Raw genomic sequence first — 24,207 nt, 5'->3', positions numbered from 1 at the left:
GATGACATGATGAGTACATTTATCATAATTGGCGGAGGACCTGCAGCAGCCATAGAAGCTGCACGCTTATCGGCCATGGGGAAAGATGTCACTATGATCAGTGAACAATATGGTGGCTGCATGGATATAATGGGTAACCGCCGGTTGCAGTCATATTGCAATGAGCTGGTTCTGAAAGATTCAGATAAGAAACTAGAAGATTACATGAAGGAACCTGCACTCACCCCGACCGGTTTAGAGTACGGTACCTATGTTAGAGATGTCATTGAAAGCTTACCAGTAAGAAAAATTTGTGGCAGAGTATCTTACTTCACTAGAGATCTTTCAGGTTTTCGCTGTCAAGTTATGGTGGGTGATGACCTTAAATACTACTATTCAGATAATCTGGTTCTTGCAACGGGAATTTCTTCAAAAACTACACCTGCAGTTTTTTCGCTAATTGACCCGATTGATTGCTTCAACGCATATAAAATGTTCATGGAGAACCCCTCCTCGATTACTACAAAATACCGTAATATAGTGATATTAGGAGGGGGTAATACGGCCTTTCAACTTGCTGATGCATCCGCCTCATTAGGTTTCAAAACCACAATTTTGGCCAGAAGCTATATTGGCTTGTTCCCACAAGAAACACAAGACCGTTTCGCCCTCAGAGCCCCTAGTCAAATTACGATAGAACGTATATGGAAAAGCCAGACTGATAAAAACATCACTCCACTTGGCTTTCATGTTTATTCTTCACTTTGTGCTGATAATAACTCCCTTACTGCTAATTTGCTTAAGGAAAATAACACTGATCATATTGCGTTATTATCTTATGAGAATGTAAATTGTCCAACAATAAAAGATGGGATTAAGTCAGTTACTTTTGAAAAATCCGATACACTTTTCATATCAGCCATCGGGACTACAGGGGTGATTCCTGAAAACAGCTTTATTCAAATCAACATTAACAGTAAAGGATATGTGGATAACACTGACGGAAAAACAGACATTAAAGGGTTGTATGTCGCCGGGATGATCGCAGGTGCAAAATCAATTAATACGATGAAATTAACGGAGTATGAATTATGAAGCATCAGGTTTTACTTGATGAATTTGTTTGTGAAATAAAAATTCAGGAATCTATTGAAATTGAATTAAATAAAGATGTCATTGCCGATCTTCTGTTTCGTTATAAGATGATTGTAATCAGAAGCTCAGATATGACTTTGCTGCGATACAGAATGTTTTTAAATAATCTCGGAAAACCACACTACCATGTTCTCCAGAATTTCAGTGTGGATGGGTGTCCCGACGTTATTAAAATATCAAATTTAATCAACGCCGATGGCGGAAATGAAGGAGTACTTGACGGTGGGACATACTGGCACTGTGACATGTCCTACAAATCAAATGTAGGCTTTATTACCTCTATGCTTTCAAAAAAGGAACCTTCTCATGGTGGGTTTACCCAGTTCATCGACATGTGTGATGCGCTGAACATGCTAAGAAAAAATGTGGTTTTATGTTCCAAGCTTGAAAAAGCCTGTGGTCTGCCGCTTGAAAAAATTCGTGTCAATCATGTTTTTGGAAACCGTCGGCAACTAGCAGATCCACAACAGCCTGGACAGAAATTAACAGCCCAACAGAAAGATGGACTCACTCCAGTGACCCATCAGCTTATATACAAACATCCGCTGACTGGGAAGGCATCGCTTTATGCAATTGCTGGGACAGCCTTTTCTCTGGTAGGGGTGCCTCCTGACCTTTCGCTAATACTTCTTAATGAACTTGAAGATTTCATTCTAGAGCATGCCCAATTTTATCAACATGAGTATTATGCCGGCGACCTTGTTCTATGGGACAACCTGCAAACTCTCCATCGTGGATATGGCATAACACCTAGCAATAACGCCAATGATTACCGCCTTTTGTATCGAATGAACATTTCTTACCATGAAACGGAGAATGCTTTATGAAAAAGATTGTAATATTACTTTCTCAGTCTTATCTACATTTTGCTTCAGAAAGTGTGCTGAATTACTTACATAATAATACGAGAATGGTTCTTATTATTCATAAATCTGAAGATGTGCATCCTCTGTTGAAAGGAAAAATTGATAAAGTGTACAGTGTTGATGGGCAACTGACTGAAAGCCTCCGGCCTGAGCTAAACTTCTCTCAGGTAGAAAAAATCATCAATGAAGAAATTCAAATAGCAGGTTCCTCACAGGAAATCAGTATCTTTTGCCAGCAGGAAGATAATGTTCTTACAGCAGCAAAGTTACGTGATATGTTAAATATACCCGGCGACAATCAAGAAACCGTCATTAAATTTCGCGATAAGATAGCCATGAAAAAGTGTGTCGCTGAGACCCTCCCTCATGCCATTCCAAAATATGAAAAGCTCGATTTAAATTCGCTCAATGATGATCCAGTTAGTTATTACGAGATGCTTGAAAAAAAACTGGGGAGCAAAATGCTTGTTAAACCTACCTCAGGTGCTGGCAGCTTTAATGTTATGATTATTAACACGCCAGATGACCTGAAAAAATGTCAGAATATGATATTAAATGATGAGCATACTTTTGCATATGAGATTGATGAATATATCAGCGGAACAATGTACCAATGCGATTCATTTATTCGTGATGGGAAAGTGCTTTTCTCCGGAATTCTCGAACTCGGATGTACTAACTTCGATTTTGTACAAGGAAAACCACTCTCTGTTTTTCCCGTAACAGAACAGCGTCTATATGATAAACTTTTCGATTACAATCAAACTGTTATTAACGCTCTGGGTTTTTCCTCCGGTTCTACTCACCATGAGTTATTCATAAACGATAGAACTCAAGAAATTATTTTCCTTGAAATTGCTGCGCGTGTTCCGGGCGGTCTTGGGGTTCCTTTCCATACAGCCAATAGTGACATCAATCTCATAGATGCTACACTGCTTCTCGCTGCGGACTCACAGGAAGTTGATAATATCCATCCGGATATACGTAACAATATGGTTTCAGCCCTACTTCCGGTAGGGCACGGTAAAGTTATTTCACTGAACGAACCGGAGATATCCAGCCACTACCATATTGACTGGTATATAAAAGTCGGTGAAGAAGTTAACTCGCGCTCTCTAATTGACACTGCCGGGATTCTTATTTTTAAAAATGAGGATAGCAATATTTTACGCCGTGATTTTGAAAAATTGCAGTTTTGGACTCCGGTAACGTGCGCCTGATTAAAAGGTGCATTTTTCTTTCACCTTCAATAATTATGTTGTTCCCATTACTGCTTAGCTCAGTGAGGGAACAACACTGTATGGGCCATTGTGTTCGTTTTTGGACTCTATCCAGGGGGATCGGCTTTGTTGATTAAATTGGATTTAGATAAAAATCCTTCCTGTCAATAACTTCCTCAGGAAATTCGTACACTTTCTGGCAGATTTGCCCACGCCGTTATGCTCAACGCACGTATCATTGCCATGGCTTTACCGACTTGCGTAACGTGAGATCTTTCCGTAAAGCTCTTTGATACAGTTAATCACCGTTTCTCCTACCGAATGCCGATTATAAGATGTGTGCCATTTCCAGTAAGCATTACTCTCCGTAAGGCATTGTTTCGCCACCGCCTGATTTTTGTTGGCATACGCCACCGGCCAGTAACCGACACGTATTCGCGGCGGATTCTCTTTTCTACACGCTGTTAGTCTATTCATGGTGAAGTAAGGCACTGGCCCTGTTTGTTAGTCTATTCATGGTGCCCACCTCGGGCACAGCTACCTTTCGGTCAAATCACCATCAAAAAAAACCTATTTACCATGTATAGACGAACGTCTACCATGAACAGACTAACGCTGACCATGCTTTGACTAACATTTCCATGAATCACCTAACAATACATCATTCCCCTGGCAGTAGCTCTGGCCGACGAGAGTGGATCAGGAAATACACGTCACCATCCTTCTTAACCTCTGAATAAGTCAGGTAGCCAATACGCTCAAGCTCCTTCATTGCATTACGCACGGCAAGGTTCTGAGCACTTTTGCTCGATGTGAGGTTTAAGCGTTCACGTAGCCGGTCAAGAGACACTTGAATAAAGCCATTCGGCATACTCTCAATGTAGACATACAAGGCCTGCGCTGATTCTTTGCGCGGTAGAGCCTGAATAGCTTTTAATTGTAAAAGAACTTTATGGTCAAAGGTATACAGCTCCCATAGGCGTGAATCACCTTCAAGAATTATTGTGTCTTCTTCAGTATCAAACTGCGCGCTATTTAGCAGGTGCGTGACGTAAGACTTAGTGCCACTCTTGTTTTTGAACGAAATTACTATGGAGGCAAGGCGTGTTAGTGAAAGGAAAAAGCGAGCTCTGGAGCGTTTATTGATATCATCGACCGCAATGCCCGTCAGCTTCGCAAATTCAGTAAACGGCATCTTTATCCGGTTCTTATCGACCCCATATTTTTCGAACTTGCTGAATGCCCTGATGGCCCCGATCCAAGTCTTAAAGTCCGTGCTCATATCGAGCCGACTTCCCCTAATAGTGATGTCTGTGTAACCTTCTGCAGCTGCAAGCTCCAGCTCCCTAAAATCTTCTGAAGCATCAATAGTTGCTATGCCGCGAACTGGCTTATTTTTTGCGGATGGCACAAAAACGCCAAGCCTCATCAAAGCTATGGGCTGAACCGTTTTATTAGCGCTGGGAATGAGTGAATAAGTTTTGCCATTTTCATCAACTTTATAAACCAAACCATCAACTATAGTTTTGATTTCGCTATCATTTTCCATGTAACGGTTCCATTGTGGATAATGTGGGCAATTCTTTACTCTGCCATGAATAGACTAACAATCTACCATGAATAGACTAATATTTGCCATGAATAGAATGATATTCACCATGAATAGACTGTCAAACGCCATGAATAGACTAACGCTGAGTGGCAATTTTAGGTTAAAAATCAGCATATTAAAGGCATGGTGATCTGTTAGGATCTGTTTGTGATCTCCTTAGGATCTATTATTAGGATCTATTCAGGGGATATGTGGATAACTTACAGCTGGAACAACGTGGGAGTTTTGGAAGGCCGCATATTTCAGCGGCATATAGTTGATTACCCTGTCAGCTTACCCCCAAAGTCCTGATAAGCCTTTAGTAGCCGATCTACTGAATGTTCGCGCTGGCCATATCCTGCCCCGGGTAAACTGGCCCAAATGTTGCTACAGTTCTCAATTGCGCTAGTGATCTTACCGACGTCGATATCTGCCAACGCTTTTTGCTCACGTAGCAGCTGCATACAAAGTTTATCCTGGCTCTCCGGACTAAAATCTACCAGCGCCAATTGCTTCTTGTACGCTGGCCAATAACGGTAAAGCTGCTGGTAAGCACCGGAAGCAGTTGAACGCTGCCCAGCCTTATTGAAAACTTTGCCCAAGCGGCCCCCAGCAAATGGATGATCGCTATAGTCGTTGAAAACTTCCGGCTTACCATCCATACCCGTCACAATGACGTCATAGCCACCGTTCGTAGTCAATGGGTGATTCAGGGTTCCTTCAGAAAAACGCAGCATCTTCATAAATGCAGTCAGATTGGTACTCATATGTATTCCACCTCAGATGTAACTTTCATTAGGATCAGCGGTGGGTAACAATTCTTAGGTTTCAAAAAGGACTCTTTGCGGGGTCCTTTATCTTTTGGATTTTATCCGAACTGCTCTCTCTTCCTTCAAAAATGCATTGCAGTACCAGCGCAGACTGCTTAATGTCATCCCCACAAAAACTACGATTCAAAACAGGGCATTAAGAGTGAAAAAAACTTTATTGGCTATTGTGGCCATCGCAATTTCGTTTGCAGCAAACGCACAGACAGCCAGCCAGCTCGTAAACGGACCTCAGCTTGAGGGGCACTCATCGAATAGCGTGAACGCGGCAATTATGATGACGGCATGCAAAGCGGGGCGTGAAGGAATTAACGGGCCAGCATTGGCTAAAGCAATTTACAGTCATTACCACTATTTAAATTGGTCTCAGGCTTCGTTTGACCAACTGATTGATGGAGGTTTTCAGTTCGCAGACGAAAACCCCAAATCTGACTGTGCGCAGATCGCGCTGAATCTTATCGACGCTGGTTGATATGAAACAGGCGGCTAATGCCGCCTGTCATCAGCACTGCTGCCCATCCTCAGAGCGCTCCGCCTCCTCATCCAGCAAAGCATCAAGATCGCTCTGCCAGTCATCGGGAATTCCGACTACCTCCACTGCAGACAGAGTCATCACACTGATAAACTCAGATGGCGGGCAAACATTATCAATGAGTGGGTAAATCCCCTGCCCTGTTCCCTCTGCTGTCAACGTCATCAGCCAAAACATGGCCTGTATATCTTTGAGGGAATAATCACCCGTCACTATGATTTCGCATGGTTCCAGGACTTCGTTGCCGCTGAACATCACGCTACCGGATTTTTCAGTGGTTTTTAGTTGAACGGTAATCACTATTCATGCACTCCCTTCAAAATCCCAGTGACAAACTCAATCAGCTCATCCCCATTTAGCAACGATGTCGCACCGCGACTATTAATGGCCAGATACTCAAAACCTGACGAAAACACTTCTGTGGCTACTGAGCTATGCACATCCTTGGAGCTGTTGGGGCCATAGATTTTGCCCACATATGGAGATGAGAAGTTATCAACGATCGCCACTTCTGAATCTGCATAGTTGTTAGTGTAAAAACGGTTAAGTGGCGCAATCGCCTGACGATTTCCACCGGCTCGCTCAGTGAGGAACGCCAACGCCAGCTTCAAATAGTCGGGGTTGGAATACTCGAAGTGATGGCCGACCTCATGCCAAAGCACAGCTTTACCACCGCGTGGGTTGAGGCTGATAGATTTTGTGCTCATTGAGGCGAAGGAACGGCCACGGTTGAGATCAATTGTTGTCAGTGTGCGGATCCGACCACCAGCCAGGCGGAAAACATCTTTCAGATCGCGGGTGAACTGGCCATCTTTGCCGGCTCGCAAATCGTACTCGGTCACCAGTGGTTTGCTGACTTTGATACCGGCTACCCACTGATCCGCCTGAGAATCGTCGATTGCTGATGCGTTCAGCATTTTACCGCGAAGCTCTTCTATGACGGGTTCTACTTTGGAAATTGGGTGTTGCATGAAGTCTTTTAGCCAGCTGGCGCCACCACTCGGCCCTGAGTTGATAAAGTTCTGACATCCGTCCTTCCGCGCCGGGTTGCCAAACCCTAACCGGCCGTTAATGAGTGCCTGCTTCACTTTGTCGGCTTCTGCCCCGAAGAAGGTGCGAATATTCAGCCACTCCAGCGAATCCTTGTTTTGCTGATCGAGCATGCTGTCCGCCAAGTCTTTCGCCGCGGAAATCATTGCGTCAGCTGGCTGACTGAGGCTTGTCAGTACGGATGCGCCTGCAGCTTTTACGTCACGAAAAAATTTATCGGCTTCGTCCTGCTGGATGGTTGTCGGGAAAGGTTTTTCAGTGCTGAGGTTCAGCATCGCGAAAATATTGCCAATCTGGCCACCCAGCAGATCAAGAAACCGATGATAGAGGATCTGGAATGCGCCGCCCTTGAGCCTTCCGTCACTTTCCTGTAACGGGCTGATGATGCTACGCAGAGTCAGGGCTGCAGCATCTTTTTGTTCCGCCGTAGTAGACTCATTCCAGCTTTTTAGCGCACCCCGGAGCCGGAACACATCCCCGGAGACAAAGCAGAATTTCCACACTTTGGGATCTGACAGGTATAGGGAGCTGATCCCCAGTGCGTCAGCAGCGGGACGCGCGAACTGGATGAACATGACCGCATGGCCAGCAAACATTGTTTCCTTGGCTGACTTCAACGTTTTGCCCATCAGTGCCGTCGTCATCTTGGTGAACGCGTTAATGTCCTGTTCGCCAGGGGATTCCTGCTGCAGCAGCGTGGCGAATTTTTTCAGGATGAAGTTTTCATCAGCACCCGGCGCACCTTCACCCCAGAATGCATCGATCGCCTCTGCGATCTCCTTTGGCGATTTGCAAACGCCGATAATGCTTAGAGTAATCTTGTCGGTTTTCGGGGTTTTGAGGGTCGTTTTAAGCATTTTTTCATCTCAACGTACGCCCGCACCATCTGATGCGGGCCGTAATCGCTATCAGGCGGCCTGTGTGGCTCTCTGATTCATCCAGGTGACAGCGCCAGCCTTTACGTCGTCTAACGTCAGGAAAACGTCCACGAACGCGTCCAGCTCGTTCAATGTTGAGATAAAATCGCCATCAGATTGCTTGCTGAAGTCTCCGGCAAGGAATTTGGTGACAATCTCAGGTGCTGGCTGGTCTTCGTCCGGCACTTCTGCGGGCTTCTCAGGGTCAGCTGGCGGCGGCGTGTCGGCAGCTTTACCAGCATCGCTATAACCCAGCTTCACCAGCACGCTATCTACCTGATCGCTGATATCCAGGAGGTCGAGCCCTTTGGCGGTTTTGGCCAGTTCCAGCAAGCCGTCCAGCTCATCGTTCAGATCGAGACGTTGTAAGGCGGAAAGGGTCATGCTGCCCCCCCGCGCGCGACGGCCGCCAGAATATCGGAAAGGTGCTGTGCAGCAGCATTAACCAAATCTTCATTTTCATCATAAGCACCGGCATCATTCAGGGTTGTGATTGCCTCGCGTACACTGCCTCGCGCGTTGCGGATCTCTACCATGTCTGCGGTCTGCAACTTGGCAATCTGTTTCAGATAGTCGATAGCTTTCTGTGCTGCAGTGTCCGCCTCAGGCTTGGCTTCCGGTTCGTCGGCAGGCTTGTTCAAAGGTGTTTCTCCGCTAGTGATTGATGGCGTAATAGATTGCTTTGCCCATTCTGCTTTCAGCTCTTTCCAGTCCTGCATGAAAGTGGCCTTCTCGCCGCGTGCCATACCGTAGTAAACAGCTATATCCCCTTCTCTTCCCCCCTCTTCCTCTACGCCGCCATTGCTGTAGTCTTTGTCCAGAGTCTTTTCTGCAAAGTTGATAAATGTCTTTGGCCCCTCGATGCACATCATGATGTCGCCGCGGCTGATTTCTGCGCCGTCTTTCCTCACCTCGTAGGCTTTGGCAATCAGCTTGCTTGCCGTTGGAGGCGTAGTGTTATCATCAGCAGGCGGTGCAGCGTCCGGTACTGGATCAGCGCTCGGAAGCGTTGGCTTAATGTCTTCGAAGGTCTCACCGGATAACGGGATTGATGAAATGTCTAAGCCCTTGCCCTGGATCAGCTCAAGGTCACCCTGTTCAGCTCCATATTTCAGTGAGATGTGAGCTTTATAGTCAGGGAAAGAGTGTTGGCCGCCCGCGGCGCTGAGTTCATCAAATCGCTTCTGAAGGTCAGGGCTGTCCAGAAGCGCAACCAGCGCTTGCTTAGGTGATTCTCCGATAATTTCATACCGGCCGCTGATTTTTGCCTGATAGACCCGGTCCGGTTCAGGCTGTGCGTTAACAGCGCTGTTTTTGGAGTACATCAGCGTCACATGCAGCTTGCTTGGATCAATCCCGCCCATGATCCCCAGGGTGCTTACTTGTTTTGCAATCTTCGCAGCGACATCCGGGGACGGCTTCACGCTTACATAGCCGTTACTGCCATCTGTTGCGTCGCCAGCTGGTGGCACAGGATCTGCCGGAGGCGTGACGGTCGGCACAGCTGCTGGTGTGAACTTAGCTGCGCCCTGTGTCGTCAAAATGTCGTCGTCTTTGCGGAGTACGTAAATGTACTGGAGGCCGGAGATTTTGAAACGCTGCATACCGAAACCTGCAGCTAAAGCCGCCTTAACCATCTGATAACGCGACTCTGCAAACTCCGGATTACTGGAGGCAAACTGACCATCAATCTTGAACTTGGCCGATGCGACGATGTCACTCAGCGTTGATTGGGTGTACCAGATAGGGTTATCGCCAGCCGTTGCACTTTTGGCAATGGTCGGCATTATGGCGGCGGTCTGAATGCTGCTCAGTGGCACTGTGTCGCCGTTATCAGAAACAGAAGGCGTTACCGTGTCAGTTGGTGGAGTATCCGCTGGTGGTTGCGTTGGATTATCTTTCTTCACCTGCTTGAATAGGTCAATGAACTGCAAGGAGGCTTTGCTACCGTAATTTTGTCGAACGCCCTGAAATCCACCAGCATCTTTCATGCTTTGCGGTAAATCAGCAGCCTTAGGGGCTTCATCCGCAAGATAGTCCAGATAGAAGGCGTTTTCATTGCCAGCATAAGCCTTAATCAACGGCACAAGGTCATTGAGCAATTCGGTAATGCTGGAGGCTGTTTGGGCTTTCTGGAAGTCCACCAGTTCGTATTGTGCAACGTCACCCGCATCTAGCGGAGCGGCATATGCTACAGCGCCATTACGATACATAGATGGATCGAAATTCTTCGCCTTAACAAGCGGGATAGCGGCGGCTTCCCCAACAGTTGCCGTAACAACTGGCTTCGGTTCCTGTGGCAGTGCACCTGGACCCGCCGGCCGTGCGCGTAAGCCATACCAGTAAAGCGTGCGTGGGTCTGGGTCATCGCTCGGCGCAGGAATAGTATTACGGGCCTTAAGTGCCGGGATGTTGTCCAGGTCAGAAAGCTGCCCTTTGTACATAATCAGGTCTTTCAGATCGGAAACGCTGACATCATCCAATTTGCTGGCCAGCGCCACGAGGTCAGCCGTCGAGATGTTGGAATTGTATGCCCAGTTGGCCACAAAAGTGTCTTTGTAGCCGCTTTTCGTAGTAATGATTTCCAGGGCGCCGGCGCGCGCATTGCGGTCGGATACTTGCGTCGCTGCCGCGTCGTCTTTTTTCTTCTGAGCCGCCGTTAGCTGCGCCTGCAGCTCTTCATTTAATGCTTCCTGCTGGTCTGCCTGATAACTCAAGTCAGATAAGCGGGCAGCATTGAATTTAATCGTGCTCTTCAGATCGTCACCCTGCGAAACCTGATCGGCCTGCTGTTCTTCCAGCTTGTCACCCTCAGCCTGCATATTTGCGATCTCGGCTTTAACTGCTTTTTGCTTTGCCTGAGCGTGCTGGAATTTCACGGTGTTTCGCTCAATCAGGTTTGAAAGTGCAGTTGTAACCTGTTTTAGTGAAATATCACGGCCGTTGGCTGGTGATACGACATGAGTAACGTCTTTCTTGTTCAGGATGAATTGAAAGGCCACCAGCGTATCTGCAGAGGTAATGGTGCCCGCATTGCCCGTAGGGCTGTGGAACACCAGGGTAACAGTCTGGCCATCAGATAGAGGGATGATCGCCGGCATAACCGCCAGCCCCTGCACCTTGCGGACGCGGCCGATATTCGCACCACCAATCGACTGACTGCTATCGTCTGCTGAGCCTGTAGTGTCGTTGCCCGCCGTGATGCCAGTGCCATTAAGGCTGGTGTTTAGCGCACGGATGAATGCGCGCATTGTACCAGCCAGTCGCCCGCGAGTACTGGTCACCGCTTCGAACATTGCCGCATTGATTTCCGGCAGCAGCGGGGCGTCATAAAAATAGGTCGATTCCACGTCGGCCATGTTTACCGGTTCAAGAAGGAAGTCAGCATCTTTACCGCGGCGCAGCTCTTCCATTATCTTGTCGCTAATATTGATAAGGGGCAGGTCTTGGCGGTTCTGCAGTACCAGGGCCGTTTGTAACCGGATATCACGCAGCATCTTGTTCCTCCAGTGCTTTGATTTGTTCGTTCAGCTGTTTAGTAGTGGCCTGCGCAATTACAAGGCGGGTCTGTGCCGCGTTGATGTTCTGTTCAATAGAAGTCAGTTGCATCTTGCTTTTATCGTTCATAGCGCCCAACTCCTGCACGCTGGCCGCCAGAGTATCGCGGCGATCTCGGGCCTCTTTAAGGCGCTGGATGTTCGATTTAACTGCGGTTTTGGTATCAGAGGTATCAATAACCCTCTTCGCCTTTTTGGCCAGGCCATCAGTAAATTTGCGGGAGTTTTGCTTAACGGCTGTAGACAGCGAACCGGCCACTTTGGCGATTGTGTCAGCCTGTTGAATGGGAATGGTCTTGCCGTTCAATTTGAAACCAACAAGGTCACCGGAGCTATTAATCTGAACCGTCACCTGCTGCTGATCTTGAAAGCGTAGAACGGCGATCTTCACTCCTACACCGTCTTTTTGAGTGGTTCTGTTGCTGGCGGCCACATCTTCAACAATCAGACCCTGTTTGGTGAATGCGTCGATCAGGGGTTTTAACCCTTTAGCATTAACTTGTGCGAAATCCAGCTGGGCATATTTCTGACCATTGCTGGACTGCAGACTGTGTGGGTTAGGCATTTTGGGTGTCTCGCTTCATTTGCACGTCGAATTCTTTCTCCACAACCAACTGCAGAGGGAAAATGCGATACAGAGGGTTAAGGAACGAATCACCGTGAACCACCTTCACGCGAACAATCCAGATGCCATCTGGGGTAACTTTGGTGGCGGGAATATCGAGATATTCACAGTTCTCCCCGGTGCGGGAGTGCTCTAAAGTCCTGCGACCACCGGCGATAACCGTGGTTGGAAACCGCTTATCGCGAAGGGTGTATTCAACAGTCGCACCCTTGAGGCGGTTAAATTTAACGTTGAAGAAGAAGGGGATCCTCAGATGGCCGTTTTCAACCTTGTGATCGCCGACACGCAATTTTGTGATGTCTGATCGCTTCATTAAGAAGCGGTCACTAATCATGTAAGCAACTGCAGCTGTTACCAGAATTCCGCCTATCATTTGCCCCCCTTGGAAAAGAGCTGTAGTAAAACTTTGCCAATCGCGTCTGAGTTAATTCGCTTGGCTATGTGGACGACTTCGTTTCCGTTATTGCTGGAAAGAAGAACGGAAAAATAAATGATCGATTCGTCAAAATGTTGATGCCGCCCAACGTAATAGGCCATCAACCCCGCAGTAACAGCGATAGAAGACTCTGTAAAAAAATCCAAAACAGTTCCTTTAATCCTGCCTTCCCTTATGCCCTGAAGGTAAACACCAATGCCACTCAGCAGAGAAAGGACTACGGCGACGGCGATCGGTATTAGTTCGCTGGAGATCAGCACCTTTAACCCCTGTTGGTTGCGTCGTTGCAAGCGATTCTATGGAATGTTGCATCTGTCATATGAATGAATGCATTTATCCATAGATGAAGGAGCTCCTTTGAAGAAGAGATTGTCAGGGGATGTCCAGGTTGGGGTTATTAAGCTGAATATGCTATTGGGTTACTGGAGTGGAAAGGTCAGGCAGGGCTATGTTAAAACTAGTTAAGACTTTGATTAATAAGTTTTTTATAAATATTGTCATTTTCGGAAAGCCCGCCTTAGGCGGGCTTGGTGCCGTTTTATAAATCAGGATGATCCCTGCTCAGGTAAAACTGGCCAGTTTATGTCTGGCGCACCTGAAGTATCAACTGCGACTAACGCATCAATGTAGTCTAGGACCGCATTGAGATAATTAGATTCTGATGTGGTAAGAGTACGACCAGCTAATAGTTTCGTCTGAAGCAAACTTATTGAGCTTTCCGCATTCGTCTGTAATGAATCTTTTTGTTTTTCCGCTTTAGCCACTTCAGCAGCATGCTGCGCTGTCGTATCGGTAGTCCAGGCACTGCCCGTCCATGTGTCATAAGCTGTCGCCGGTGCTAATGGCGTTATATTTTCTGGGTAATCGCCTAAGTTTGTAAAAATTGAAGCTTCTCCAGTCGAGGTTGAATATACAGTTTCACCGCGATGATCAGCTATGATATTCCACGTATTGTTATTATAAACAGTAACATAGCCTTCAATGGTTGATGGTGGGGCAATGCTACAGGCATAAGCTGGAATTCCTACCCCCTTCATTAAATACTCGTCAGAATTGCCTGTGTATTCGCCTGTTACAGAATCAAAATTGTAGACGGTAAGCGTTCCTGAAGATTCGGCCAAGCCGCTTGAATCGAGATAGATTAGTGCCATTATGCTGCTCTTATAATGTAGTTAAAGGCAATATTTCGCGGGCGCATGGTGATCCACAACCCGTACGGATTAGTAAATCCTGTTGGTAACTGCGTACCTGACATACTGTTATCGGTAAGAACACTGCTAAAGGTGCCCCCGTTCGGCGCTTTCGCGTTAGTCGGATACGAAGTGGTTGTTGAGTCAGCATCAGAAAACGACGTACCGACCGTTGCATTTGTAGTCGTAGAGTCAACGCCAAAATAGTCTATTGCTCCGGTGCGAACAGCTGTTGCGTATTGGCTGGATAAAATTACCCGCGCGGAATCAGCCCCGCGCCCATCATCCCAGCCTCGAATAAACTCGCCGCGTAGGTCGGGTAGCTTCAGCGATGGATACACTTTTGCCAGTAGCGGATAAGTCGTGGCGCTGAATGATGCCCCATTACACTTTAACCATCCATCCGGAGCAGTTGCTGCCGGGTAAGGCATCGGTACGCCAACTGGTACGGCGGAACCATCACCCAGACCCAATGCAGTAAGCGCTTTAGCTACCAGACCCGCGTCTTTGATCTCTGACAATGCATTCGCAATCTGCAGATATTGCGAATGCGGATTTTCTGCTCCGATGTGCTCTGCAAGTTGGGTCTCAGTTTCCTCTTTTGCTGCATTCAGGGTTTTTTTAAGACCTAAAAGGTTCGCTGCTACTTGTTCGCTATCACTGTCCGTATCACTTCCCAGTGAAACGCCGAGCGCCACAGCAACACGATTTGAAGTATTGATCATGTCAGCAGTCAGCTGCGTTGTGCCGGCCGGAACGGTAACAGTGCATAGCTCAACTTGATTCTGACTCAAGGCGGTACCGCTAACCAGCAGCTTAATTTGCGCGGCCGAAACGGAAGAGCTGGAGTTGACCTGGTAAGTCTCTTGCCCGATTGAGTAAGAAGCTTCCAGGACAACCACAGTCGTTGTGCCAGCAGTCATTGCTATCGTGACGTCAGCCTGTTGTCGAGCGGTCAGCTGATAATAGGCGTCGATATCAAAAGATACGGTGCCGCCCTCGGTGCCGGACGCGATAACGAGGTTTAGCCCCTCCCCTACTTCCGGGATAAAACCTTGGTAAATCCCAGCAGTGAGAATGCCGCGCAATTTTCGGTTTATGGCAGCGGAGCTGTATGGCTCGCGATACTGCACGTCCGTAATCAGCGCCAGCGTTTCCGGTGCAGGAAACGACTTGGCTGTAACTACAACTGCTTCAGTCATTAGGCCACCGTTGTGTTGATGTTAGAAACGGCTACAAACGTTTTCCCCTGATACAGCGAATCCTCCTGTACGCAGAGGACCATGCAGGCAAGGCCCGCAGTATCTGTAACCACCAGCGTGTTGAACGGATAAGAGGTGTTTGCGTCCAGGCCGGACGAGTCCAGCTCAGCGCGGAGGGTAATAACGCCGTCGGCGTAGGAGAGTGTCAGATCAGACGTAGCAAACTGCGTGGTCAGATCGGATAGGGCAAACTTCGTCGGGATGTCGGCTATGTCATATGTGCCGGAGCTGTTTTGGGTGACCAGTGAGGAAGAGCCGAATACTGCGCTCTTCAGCTCAAAGCGATCACCCATCCCGATCGACGATTCAGCACGCCGCTGGTAGTAGTAATCCAGTAGCTGCGTCTTCGAAAGACTGGTGGAAACGGTATTCGTCATGATGTCGTATCGTCCTCGTAGTCAACTGACGTGTCGTGCGGGGTGTTATCGAATCGGGTCAGAAAGGCAGAGCCGGAATCACCTGCCGGTGTGGCAGTGCTGGTAATGCCGTACTGAACCGTCTCAACGCTCACGCTATCCGCTTGTTCAGAGGCGATCTTACCGAAACTAACATCTGCCTCAGTGCCCTCTACGCTGGATTTATCTGTGGCATCGTTGAAGGCGTGATAAACGTCCACTTTGTCGTTGAAATCCGGGTAATAGAACTGGTCGAGAACCGCCCCATCATTGAGGATGTCGTCATGGCGCATCAGCCCGCGAACCTCTGCTGGCGCTGGAGCGGCAAAGGTAGGTGCCTGTTCGCTGGCGATGGAAACCAGCCTAGCCACGTCGGCATTTTCCCTGCCCGTATAGGTACCGACGCTGGCCACTGAGATCAGTGAAGTAGTGTCGGCATGCTCCTGGATAGTGAACGTGGCCATCAGCTGCATGCCATCAAAAACGATATGCAGTGGCAGCAACGGCTCAACCACCTGTTTAAACTTCGTCAGAGCCTCCTCGGTGAGCTGTGAGGAGGTTTTGATGTCATTGCCTGTTTCGGACTCAATGAGCTTCATTAAATCCGTTAGAGGGATGCTGATAACGCCTCGCGAGGTTAGGAAAAGCTCACCAAAGGCATCGCCGACCGCTGTAAGGTTGTTTTCTGCGATCAAGCGAGATCCATACGGGTAAGTCGTGGTGTCTACTGGCGCATAAAGTGGCTCCCAGGTGATTGGAATCCCGTTAAACTCGCGATAAAACGTTTGGGTAATTGGTCGCGAAGTACCTTTGAAGTGGATTTCATCAAGGCGTTGCTGCAGTAGCATGGGCTTACTGGAGGCATCACTTGAACGAATAGTGAAGAACTGCCCCATTTCTTCAATGCGCGTATCCAGATCGTCATTATCCATAGTGAAAAACGACTTACGGTTAGTAATTCGGGTTAGATACGGCTCAACCACTGCGGTAAACAGGTTTTGCATGATGTCGGCCAGCCCGGCCTGCATCACTGAATTCTGCTTTGAAGGGGTTAGGCGACTTTTGAACCAGCCATTAGATAAGGTCACTTTTTACCCCTTATTCGAAATAGCTGATGTTAAACGTTGAACCGTCCACATCGAGGTAAACAAAATCGTTGTAGCCATTCGATTCTTCCATGCCGCTGTAAGTCAGCTTGAAGTCTTCAAAGTAGCTCAGCCCGTCAATGAATGACCAAATATCTTTCACCTTAATCAGCTGGTAATCACCAGTGCCTTTAGGGTCAAAGTATGATGAATCTTTACCGAATCGGGCCTTGAGATCGGCCTTGAGATCAGCCTCAACGACAGACGTTGTCTGGCTCGCTGAAATCTCGCCTGTGAGCGTCAGCGTGAAAGGCAGCTCATTGGCCGTCACGATGGAGTAACTTTTATTCAGCGGGTTAGGTACTGATTCCAGGGCGGAAAGGAATAGCGCCTTCAATTCCTCCTGGGTCTTGTTCGGGTACCAGCCACAAATGAAAATCTTGTTGATATTGGATAATTTCTTAGCCCCATCAATGATCTCCTGCTCCCCTTCACCCCATGCTGTCAGCCAAGTTGTCGCTGGGACGTTCTGCTTAAGGTAAAACGTGTAGTCTTCAGCCCATACCACCTGGTTGTCATACGAAAGAAAATACTGGGCACGGTTACGCGTGGTTTCAGTCGACTCATTGTCGGCGCCACCGGTGATTGAGGTATCTGATTTAATGATCATTGAATCCGCCAGCGGCGCGGAGTCATCTGATGGGGTGAGCGTCTGGTCTGCCAGTAGCGTGACGTCGCCGCTGCTGCACCAAACTTTGAGGGTGATAGTGGAGCCTGTCGGCGGGATCATACCAATGGTACCATCGCCGAAACGCACGCCCAGCTGTTCTGTAGGCTTATAAAACTCCACGTACACCGTACTGGTGTTAGTTGCCAGTCGGAACATGTTGCTTTTGGTCCAGGTAGTGGTTACCCCGTCAAATGTCACCAGCACATCGATTTTGTAGCAAACGTCCGTAAGAGCACGGGAAAGCATGATCTCAAGGAACTCAGTGGCCGTTCCCACGGTCATTGTGACTTCCACGATCTCCATTTGACTGATACCGACGGTAGCAGTGCTGTTCGCCGCTACAGTTACGACGTCATCAGTCAGATAGGGATACTGGTCATCAGAAAGCAGTGACGTGTATTGCGGCACTGACAGCTTCTCGTTCGTCGTATTAGTGATGATTGCCTCACCGGTTGAAGGCGTCACACGGGAGCCCACATAAGCGCGGTCTTCAGCTGCCGCCAGGATGCTCGCGCGCTTTGTCGCTGTTGAGATAAACCCCTCAGCAAGTGCGCTGTCGGCATACTGCTGGCACCGGTAAACCATCTGGCCGATGAACGTCACCAGCATGGTAATGAACTGCGAACCGGCAAACTGAGACCAGTAGCTGTTAGCAGCAAGAAGCGCGTTAAATTTGGTTCTGATTTCGGACAGGCTCAGGATTGCCATTACTTTTTAACCTCTTCATTAATTGTACCTTCCGGCAGCTTTATCGTGAGCTGAGCGAAATCGATCTCTCTTTCTGAATAATCGATCCCGGTAATTTTCAGCTCAGGCAGATCTTCGGACAGCTTTTGTAGCAGGCGGCTTTCTATTGATACCTGGACATGTGCTTGCTCCGTGGGCTCATGCTTAAACTGCCCCAAGATATTCCCCCAGCCAGGAAGGCCGTAAATGCTGCCTACCGGCGTATCCAGCCATTCGCGCAACATTGCCCCTTTGGATTCCAATTCACTGCTGTACTCTTTGAGGCCGTTAGTGCCAAGGGTCATCAGGTAATCAATTTCTTTCATGTTTCGTCTCAGTCATTAGCAACGCTGGTCATCAACGGATCGTTGATTGCCAGAGGGCTGGAACTTCGCGGCGCGGGCTGCGGAGAGTTTGCCTTCGGTGATGCATCACCGTTCTTGTCTGCGGTGTCTTTAGTGTTTCCTTTGATTTCCTCCAGTGCCTTAATCATTTTGTCGAACTGTGCCTTCACCTCTTTCGGGAATGTCTGTTCACTGGTCACGCGCACTGCAGGCTGAACATGACTTCCAGCCATATCCGTTACTGCGGGCAGCTTTGAGGGGATGGCCATCGTTGGCGTGGCCACAGAGGTCTGATGCCTCAGACCTTCGGCGCTGGACACTTTGTTACCCAAGGAGGTTGATTGCCCTATAGGAAGTTTTGCATTGGCAAAACTAATGCCTTCTGAAGGCGTGCGCGGTGCATGAGATATCGGGCCATCAGCTGAGGCCGTTGTTGCACCTGTGCGGCCTATTTGATGGCGTAGGCCTTCAGCGTTGGCTAACTTCTCGCCCAAGGATGTACTGCTACCAAAAGGCAGTGTTGCAGCCCGATATGAGATGCCGTTTTGAGTAGTCCTGGAAGCCGACGCGGAAGCTTTGACTGGCGCGGGCTGATCCGGCGCAACAGGTTTGCCGCTTTGCGTCGCAATACCGGAGAATTGCGCGCTGGAATCAACCGATGTCAGGCCCAGCTTCTGCCGCTTCTGGTTAACGATCGCCAACGTGGAATCGTTAAACTGTCCGACCCACTGCCCCTTACCGCCGTCGCCTTGTTGATACTTGCCCAGTCCTTTCTGGATAAAAGCGTCCGTTACGGTTGGGTTGCCGCCTTCCACAGTGCTGATAGCGCGCATGACCTTAGTCATTACAGCCGGATCCTGCAGGTTTAGCTTATCGTTGACGCCCACACCAAGCTGTTTTGACAGCGTGGCCATGTATGCCTTGGTATTGTTTTCGCTTTCGGGAGCAAATTTAGGGATAATCTGGCCAACGCTCTGCAGCTTCTGGTACCCAACGGCTTTGGACGTGCCGTTGTAGTAGCTCATCAGCTGATCACCCAACGCCCGAAACCCTTCTTCGGGTGTGTCAAAGCGCGCGAAACGGCGTTCCCCTTTTGCGTTAGCGTTTTCAAGACGTGCGCCCTTCTGGCCAACATATTGCAGATTGCCGAAATTGTTATTTCGAAAGTTGCGGTTATTGCTGTTGCTGCCCCCGATATTGAGATCGGAGGCCACCGCATCTGTGCTCGGTTCAGTAATGCGGGCGTAAAGCCGCTTACCTGAATCCGCAACATTGCCAGCTGCACTTGCCACTGATTTAGATGCACTTGAAAACAGTTCTTCCAGTTTGTCCATTGTGGACTTGGTGCCATCTTTGACAGCCACTACAACGCTGTCGCCACTCTTCTCAGTAGCTTTTGCCGTTTCGCTATCTTTTGACTTTGTCAGCCCCAGGAAACTCACCGCACTGCCTACAGCCTGTTTAGCGTTAGATACCTTGCTGTCGATTCCTTTGGCGATATCGTCAGTGGTGAAATCCAGTGATTTCGCTACATTGTTGAAGCCCAGCTTTGATGCGCCAGCCGATAAGAGCCGGGATCCGCCTGATACCAGACCGCCCATATCCAGTACATTAGCCGTGGCATACTCAGCTTTCTGTCGCCTTGTTGCTTTCTGGCTCTCGTCAAGATTGAAAGCGGACGCCTGCCCTTCCTTGTCCCGCCAGCCCATTAAGGCGTCAATACTCCCGCCGATCACCTGACCGATTACAGGAATGGCCCGCAGCGACGCCCCCAGCGCTGCTTTAGTGGCGACTTTCACTCCGACCTTCTCAGCACCTTTTGTAGTTACCTCCTCGGTCCCTTTTGCACCAACTTTCGCGACGGCGCTTTCCGCCTCTTTGCTTACACCTTTTTCGGAGGCTTTTATTACAGGCTTTCCCTCATCGCTTGATACAACTTCTGTAGCGTCCCCTACAGCGGCAGCACCCCCGCCAGCAATGATGGTTTTCTTGCCAATGCGCTTTAGCAGTCCCTTTTTGCCGGCCCTGCGGATCGCTTTGTTGCGCTCCTTACGCGTTGGTTTTCGCTTTTTCCCATCAGGACTACCCGCACGCGGCACATCGCAGCCGCAATCATCGCCAAGGATTCGGCCCCTTGGTTTCTGCACTCCACCGCGGAGGCGTTCCGCAAGCTTTCGCGCCCCTAGTCCAGCCAGAATGCTGGAGGCAATTTTTTTACCGAATTTGCCCAATGCGGCGGTGCCCAGCAGCCCCCACATACCGTTGCTTTTCTTGCCGCCGTGCTCTTTGATTAGCTCATCAAGCTTATCAGCAATGATCTTATCGCCTTCCCTGGTGGCCTTGATTTGCTCCTCAATTGCCCGCTTTTGTTCATGCTGGGCCTGCGCTGCGATTACGGTGGCTGAATTGCGTTTATTATTCCCGTTACGTGAAAACATGCGGCGCATGAAGCCTGGTTTCTTGGCGCTTCCGGTACCTTCATTTTTATCCTTCTCTTCCTTATCACCACCTAAGAATTCCCCCATCTTTTTGACGCTCGACACGCCGCCACCGATGGTATTTTTCCCCATCGTGTAAACTTCATGCCCTGCTTTCCAAAACGAACCACCAGCAGCCATACCTGCAGCGTTTGTCCCATCAGCATCCAGCGGGTCGCTGCTGTCTGAGAGCATTTTCCCGATTCGCGTGAACACGCTGTCTCTTTTTTTGTTTTCTGCTTCACGCTCGCGTTCGTGCTGTGATTCCTTACGTTCAGCGTTGTCCTGGCGGACTTTTTCGCGAGAAGTAAATCTGCCATTTTCATCACGGCTGCTTATTCTGCCTTCAGGGTTATGTTGGCTTTTAGGTCGTGATGGTGATTTCAATGCTGCAAGTGCAGCATCACGAGATGAGTTTTTGTTAGTCGTCTGGTTGTTGTATGACTTTCTTTTGATTGATGAATTAATGCTATTTGATTGCTGATTGTTCTTTTGAACATCCTCTTTGATATTTACCGTTAAATTACCGTCATTTGATTTTCTAATTAATGCTGATTTATCCCCTTTTAGTTGAATTTTTGCTTTATCATTATTTGAAGGGTTCTTGATTGTTTTATTACCGTCATTTGACAATCTTTTGATTGTTCTCCTTCTTTCATTGCTGAGCTCTTTTTTTCGCTCACCAGCAAGACGGACTGAGCGTGGAGAGGTTTGAGGCTCCTGCTCAGCTGATATTTGTGAAACAGATTTAAGGCTGCCGGAGGTGAGTTTTTTTTCAATCCGGCTTAATGCGGCCAGCTCATTCGAACTGGCGCTGTCCACAGATCTGATTACCTCGGCAAAGCCAAGGGCTTGCTTCTTGTCATCGTCAGCCATCAGGACTTACCTTTTTTTGGGTGTGTTTTTGTCATGGAGCGCCTGTGCCATCGTGAGAGCATCGTCAATAGTCATCTGCAAAATCTCACTATGTGGTTGAGGGCCATACAAGGCCAAGTTGTTGACTAAGGTTTGCAAGCGATCCAGTCCCAATATCTGGAAGGAACTGTGAATTCCGAAAGGGAACCAGCAGGCGCGTAGTTGGGCGCTCTGCTGGCTCCTTAAGCGCCTCTGATGGGCACTCATGCGGTGGCAGTAACAGGCAGGACTCGCCTTTATCCAGGATGACGTTAAGTCCGTGACGCAGATTCTGCTGCATCATACGAACACTCGCGGCAAGGTGAGCAAACTCTGTTCCGACGTCCATTTGCTTGATAAGCTCGTAGCGGTACTGGGCCGACTTGTCATAATCAGGCTCCAAGTCATAAAACAGATGTGCCTGGTACACGAATTCCCACAGACGAAGCTCGGTGAGAGCTGTCAGATACTCCTGCTTGCGGCTTGTAGATGGTAACAACTGGCGCATACGCTCCAGTCGCTCCATTGCGTGGCCATCCAGCGGCTTTAAAAGCCAAGTATTCACTTTGCCCTGAACGGTGGCTTCAATGGTCATGTCTGCCGCGCCGGCCAGCACCTCCAGATCGCCCACGAGTTCATGCATATCCTGATTGATCCAGTGCTCTTCACCGCAATGCTGGCAGGTATAAGAGAAGTCGATCACCGAATCAGCGCGAGAGTTAATGAAAACCCACCAAAGGGCCGTTCTACGGTCATTGGCTGTCCAGTCACGGGCATCGCTGAAGCTTTCCTTAACCTGCAGCATGTTCAGATATTCAGTCGTGTCACGTTCCTCAGTGGACTCCTGGGACTTGCAGAAATACATGGCCATGTCGACGGATGGGGCGTTGAACTGAACTGTAGTCTCCGGACGAGATGGCAAAGGGAAAAAGGGAATTAGCATGGTTACACCGATAAAATAGAGGTGGAGGATTCACCGAATGTCTTCCACTGCACGAATGACAGTGGGAAGGTCTCAAATTCCGTTACCTGGTCTTTAGAGCGGGTGATCTCGCCGCACTGCGTCGGGATTACCTGCAATTCCGTTTCCAGCACCGGCACGCCAGTCGCCTCCAGACGATAAATGCGAACGTTCATGACATAGGCCGCCGGCAGGTTAATAGTGCCGTCGTCGTTGATAACATTGGCCACGCACTTTTCGAACCAACTGTGAACGATCCCCATATTGGAATCGCGAACCATCATTGATAAAGGCTGGCCGGTGCGGGCTACGGGGATGTTGTACTCATTGGCGCCGATGCGTTTCGATTCAGTCTCAATCGTGTAAGTGCCGTAAGTGATGTCCTTAACAAAAAACTCAATGCCTGAGAAACCATCTACTTCAACGGCGAACATCCAGCCCTGGGCAAAGAGGATTTTGTTAAGCGCCATAGCGGTGAGCTTACCTGCCTGAACCTCTCCCAGCCCGGTAGCCATCATGAAAGAGGGAAGGGCGCTGGCGATAGTTTTGGTCGCAGAGGTAATCAGATCTGTGATGGCCATGATTACCCCTTCGCAAGGCTTGAATAGATAGCCACAGCACGCGGAATTGCCCCGCGGTTTGCCATATCCACTTCCAAATCAACCTTGCGCTGATAAAGTGTGGTTTGATCGGGCAAGTTAGAAACATCGAGCTTTGACGCAATAGAAACGCGGCGCAGACGGTCGGTGTTAGGGATGGCGATCAGCGCTTCCAGGTAGTTTTGCAGAATCCCTACAAGCGGCGCAGGCACGGTACCAGAAGTAAGATCGAGTGCGCTGAGCTTCAGCAGATATTCCATTGTGAGAGGCCAGCGCATACCGGCGCACCGTTCGATCTCAATCTTTCCGTCAATGATGTCTGAATACATCCAGTCGCCGGTGGCATCAGTAACGGCCACCAGCTCCAGATAGTCGTCAGGGAAGGTTACTGACAGAGAATCAGTTTGCTGCAGGCGGGTGCGTTTAACGTAACCAGATCTGTCCTGATAGGCGGTAAGCGCCTCAGTCAGCAAGGCCTGCAGCTTGGTGTCATCGTCGTGCAATAGCGGGTTAAAGCGGAGTTTAACGCTCTCAAGCAGTGCCAGTGGTGTCATATGCCCCCCAGTTATTAAATAAACGCCATGTTAGTATTTGTTATCTCTCCTTCAGCCTGTTCAGTAAAAAAAAACACTCGAACGGCAAAATTGTAGAAATGACATCAGTTTGTAAAATTGCAGGGTACATGTAATAAAACTGCACTTAAAGTAACGTTGGTAGGGAAAGTCTTAAAGTTTTTACGTAAGTCAGATTATTAGATCTGAAAAATGTCGTATCTTCATGGACTTATAA

General features: G+C 48.7%; 23 protein-coding genes. 4 read left to right on the top strand and 19 right to left on the bottom strand.

The features are described from left to right. Window positions 1–6 precede the first annotated feature (6 nt). From EHV07_RS24095 to EHV07_RS24085, 3 genes are read left to right on the top strand one after another with little or no spacing between them, the layout of a single operon-like run. Window positions 7–1,074: an FAD-dependent oxidoreductase gene (locus EHV07_RS24095; RefSeq protein WP_147200804.1), complete on the top strand. Its 1,068-nt coding sequence runs from the start codon at window positions 7–9 to the stop codon at window positions 1,072–1,074. Then, complete coding sequence (locus EHV07_RS24090; protein ID WP_147200803.1) at window positions 1,071–1,961, top strand: TauD/TfdA family dioxygenase; 891 nt, start codon at window positions 1,071–1,073, stop codon at window positions 1,959–1,961. The genes EHV07_RS24095 and EHV07_RS24090 overlap by 4 nt, the downstream gene beginning before the upstream one ends. Continuing rightward, window positions 1,958–3,220: an acetyl-CoA carboxylase biotin carboxylase subunit family protein gene (locus EHV07_RS24085; RefSeq protein WP_147200802.1), complete on the top strand. Its 1,263-nt coding sequence runs from the start codon at window positions 1,958–1,960 to the stop codon at window positions 3,218–3,220. The genes EHV07_RS24090 and EHV07_RS24085 overlap by 4 nt, the downstream gene beginning before the upstream one ends. Before the next feature lie 661 nt (window positions 3,221–3,881). On the opposite strand, the gene EHV07_RS24080 is transcribed toward EHV07_RS24085, so the two are convergent. Further along, complete coding sequence (locus EHV07_RS24080) at window positions 3,882–4,769, bottom strand: RepB family plasmid replication initiator protein (RefSeq protein ID WP_147200801.1); 888 nt, start codon at window positions 4,767–4,769, stop codon at window positions 3,882–3,884. 323 nt (window positions 4,770–5,092) lie between these two features. Then, a complete protein-coding gene (locus EHV07_RS24075) occupies window positions 5,093–5,578 on the bottom strand; it encodes a glycoside hydrolase family 104 protein (protein ID WP_147200800.1) in 486 nt (161 codons plus the stop codon). Window positions 5,579–5,783: 205 nt separating this feature from the next. Between EHV07_RS24075 and EHV07_RS24070 the strand changes: the two genes are divergently transcribed. Then, a complete protein-coding gene (locus EHV07_RS24070; RefSeq protein ID WP_147200799.1) occupies window positions 5,784–6,110 on the top strand; it encodes a hypothetical protein in 327 nt (108 codons plus the stop codon). 30 nt (window positions 6,111–6,140) lie between these two features. On the opposite strand, the gene EHV07_RS24065 is transcribed toward EHV07_RS24070, so the two are convergent. From EHV07_RS24065 to EHV07_RS23985, 17 genes are all read right to left on the bottom strand, one after another. Next, a complete protein-coding gene (locus EHV07_RS24065) occupies window positions 6,141–6,470 on the bottom strand; it encodes a hypothetical protein (protein ID WP_147200798.1) in 330 nt (109 codons plus the stop codon). After that, on the bottom strand, window positions 6,470–8,077 hold the full coding sequence (locus EHV07_RS24060) for a hypothetical protein (RefSeq protein ID WP_147200797.1): 1,608 nt from the start codon (window positions 8,075–8,077) through the stop codon (window positions 6,470–6,472). The genes EHV07_RS24065 and EHV07_RS24060 overlap by 1 nt, the downstream gene beginning before the upstream one ends. Window positions 8,078–8,128: 51 nt before the next feature. After that, on the bottom strand, window positions 8,129–8,521 hold the full coding sequence (locus EHV07_RS24055; protein WP_147200796.1) for a ddrA: 393 nt from the start codon (window positions 8,519–8,521) through the stop codon (window positions 8,129–8,131). Continuing rightward, a complete protein-coding gene (locus EHV07_RS24050) occupies window positions 8,518–11,634 on the bottom strand; it encodes a hypothetical protein (protein ID WP_147200795.1) in 3,117 nt (1,038 codons plus the stop codon). The genes EHV07_RS24055 and EHV07_RS24050 overlap by 4 nt, the downstream gene beginning before the upstream one ends. Continuing rightward, window positions 11,624–12,259, bottom strand: coding sequence for an odaE (locus EHV07_RS24045; RefSeq protein ID WP_147200794.1), 636 nt, complete (start codon window positions 12,257–12,259; stop codon window positions 11,624–11,626). The genes EHV07_RS24050 and EHV07_RS24045 overlap by 11 nt, the downstream gene beginning before the upstream one ends. Then, a complete protein-coding gene (locus EHV07_RS24040; RefSeq protein WP_147200793.1) occupies window positions 12,252–12,692 on the bottom strand; it encodes a lysis protein in 441 nt (146 codons plus the stop codon). Before EHV07_RS24040 ends, EHV07_RS24045 begins: the two co-directional genes overlap by 8 nt. After that, window positions 12,689–13,015 (bottom strand): holin, encoded by a 327-nt coding sequence (locus EHV07_RS25040; RefSeq protein WP_254446390.1) that lies wholly within the window; start codon window positions 13,013–13,015, stop codon window positions 12,689–12,691. The genes EHV07_RS24040 and EHV07_RS25040 overlap by 4 nt, the downstream gene beginning before the upstream one ends. A gap of 285 nt (window positions 13,016–13,300) precedes the next feature. Next, complete coding sequence (locus EHV07_RS24030) at window positions 13,301–13,906, bottom strand: tail fiber assembly protein (protein WP_147200792.1); 606 nt, start codon at window positions 13,904–13,906, stop codon at window positions 13,301–13,303. Beyond that, window positions 13,906–15,147 (bottom strand): phage tail protein, encoded by a 1,242-nt coding sequence (locus tag EHV07_RS25035; RefSeq protein WP_254446389.1) that lies wholly within the window; start codon window positions 15,145–15,147, stop codon window positions 13,906–13,908. Before EHV07_RS25035 ends, EHV07_RS24030 begins: the two co-directional genes overlap by 1 nt. After that, complete coding sequence (locus tag EHV07_RS24020; protein ID WP_147200791.1) at window positions 15,147–15,584, bottom strand: phage tail protein; 438 nt, start codon at window positions 15,582–15,584, stop codon at window positions 15,147–15,149. The genes EHV07_RS25035 and EHV07_RS24020 overlap by 1 nt, the downstream gene beginning before the upstream one ends. Continuing rightward, window positions 15,581–16,690, bottom strand: a complete 1,110-nt coding sequence (locus tag EHV07_RS24015) for a phage tail protein (RefSeq protein WP_147200790.1) — start codon at window positions 16,688–16,690, stop codon at window positions 15,581–15,583. The genes EHV07_RS24020 and EHV07_RS24015 overlap by 4 nt, the downstream gene beginning before the upstream one ends. Window positions 16,691–16,700: 10 nt before the next feature. After that, window positions 16,701–18,125 (bottom strand): bleomycin hydrolase, encoded by a 1,425-nt coding sequence (locus EHV07_RS24010; RefSeq protein ID WP_147200789.1) that lies wholly within the window; start codon window positions 18,123–18,125, stop codon window positions 16,701–16,703. Next, window positions 18,125–18,469, bottom strand: coding sequence for a hypothetical protein (locus EHV07_RS24005; RefSeq protein ID WP_147200788.1), 345 nt, complete (start codon window positions 18,467–18,469; stop codon window positions 18,125–18,127). The genes EHV07_RS24010 and EHV07_RS24005 overlap by 1 nt, the downstream gene beginning before the upstream one ends. 8 nt (window positions 18,470–18,477) lie before the next feature. Further along, window positions 18,478–21,840 carry a hypothetical protein gene (locus tag EHV07_RS24000; protein WP_147200787.1) on the bottom strand — a complete coding sequence of 1,121 codons (3,363 nt, stop codon included), beginning with the start codon at window positions 21,838–21,840 and terminating at the stop codon, window positions 18,478–18,480. An 88-nt stretch (window positions 21,841–21,928) separates the two neighbouring features. Then, window positions 21,929–22,801 carry a morphogenetic protein gene (locus tag EHV07_RS23995; RefSeq protein WP_147200786.1) on the bottom strand — a complete coding sequence of 291 codons (873 nt, stop codon included), beginning with the start codon at window positions 22,799–22,801 and terminating at the stop codon, window positions 21,929–21,931. A 2-nt stretch (window positions 22,802–22,803) separates the two neighbouring features. Continuing rightward, window positions 22,804–23,400: a phage tail protein gene (locus EHV07_RS23990; RefSeq protein ID WP_147200785.1), complete on the bottom strand. Its 597-nt coding sequence runs from the start codon at window positions 23,398–23,400 to the stop codon at window positions 22,804–22,806. 2 nt (window positions 23,401–23,402) lie between these two features. After that, window positions 23,403–23,972, bottom strand: a complete 570-nt coding sequence (locus EHV07_RS23985; RefSeq protein ID WP_147200784.1) for a hypothetical protein — start codon at window positions 23,970–23,972, stop codon at window positions 23,403–23,405. Window positions 23,973–24,207 lie beyond the last annotated feature (235 nt).

This window comes from Pantoea sp. CCBC3-3-1 (genome assembly GCF_007981265.1).
Lineage (GTDB): Bacteria > Pseudomonadota > Gammaproteobacteria > Enterobacterales > Enterobacteriaceae > Erwinia.
Note: the sequence above shows the minus strand (reverse complement) of the source record. Positions and strands in the feature narration are given on the sequence as shown.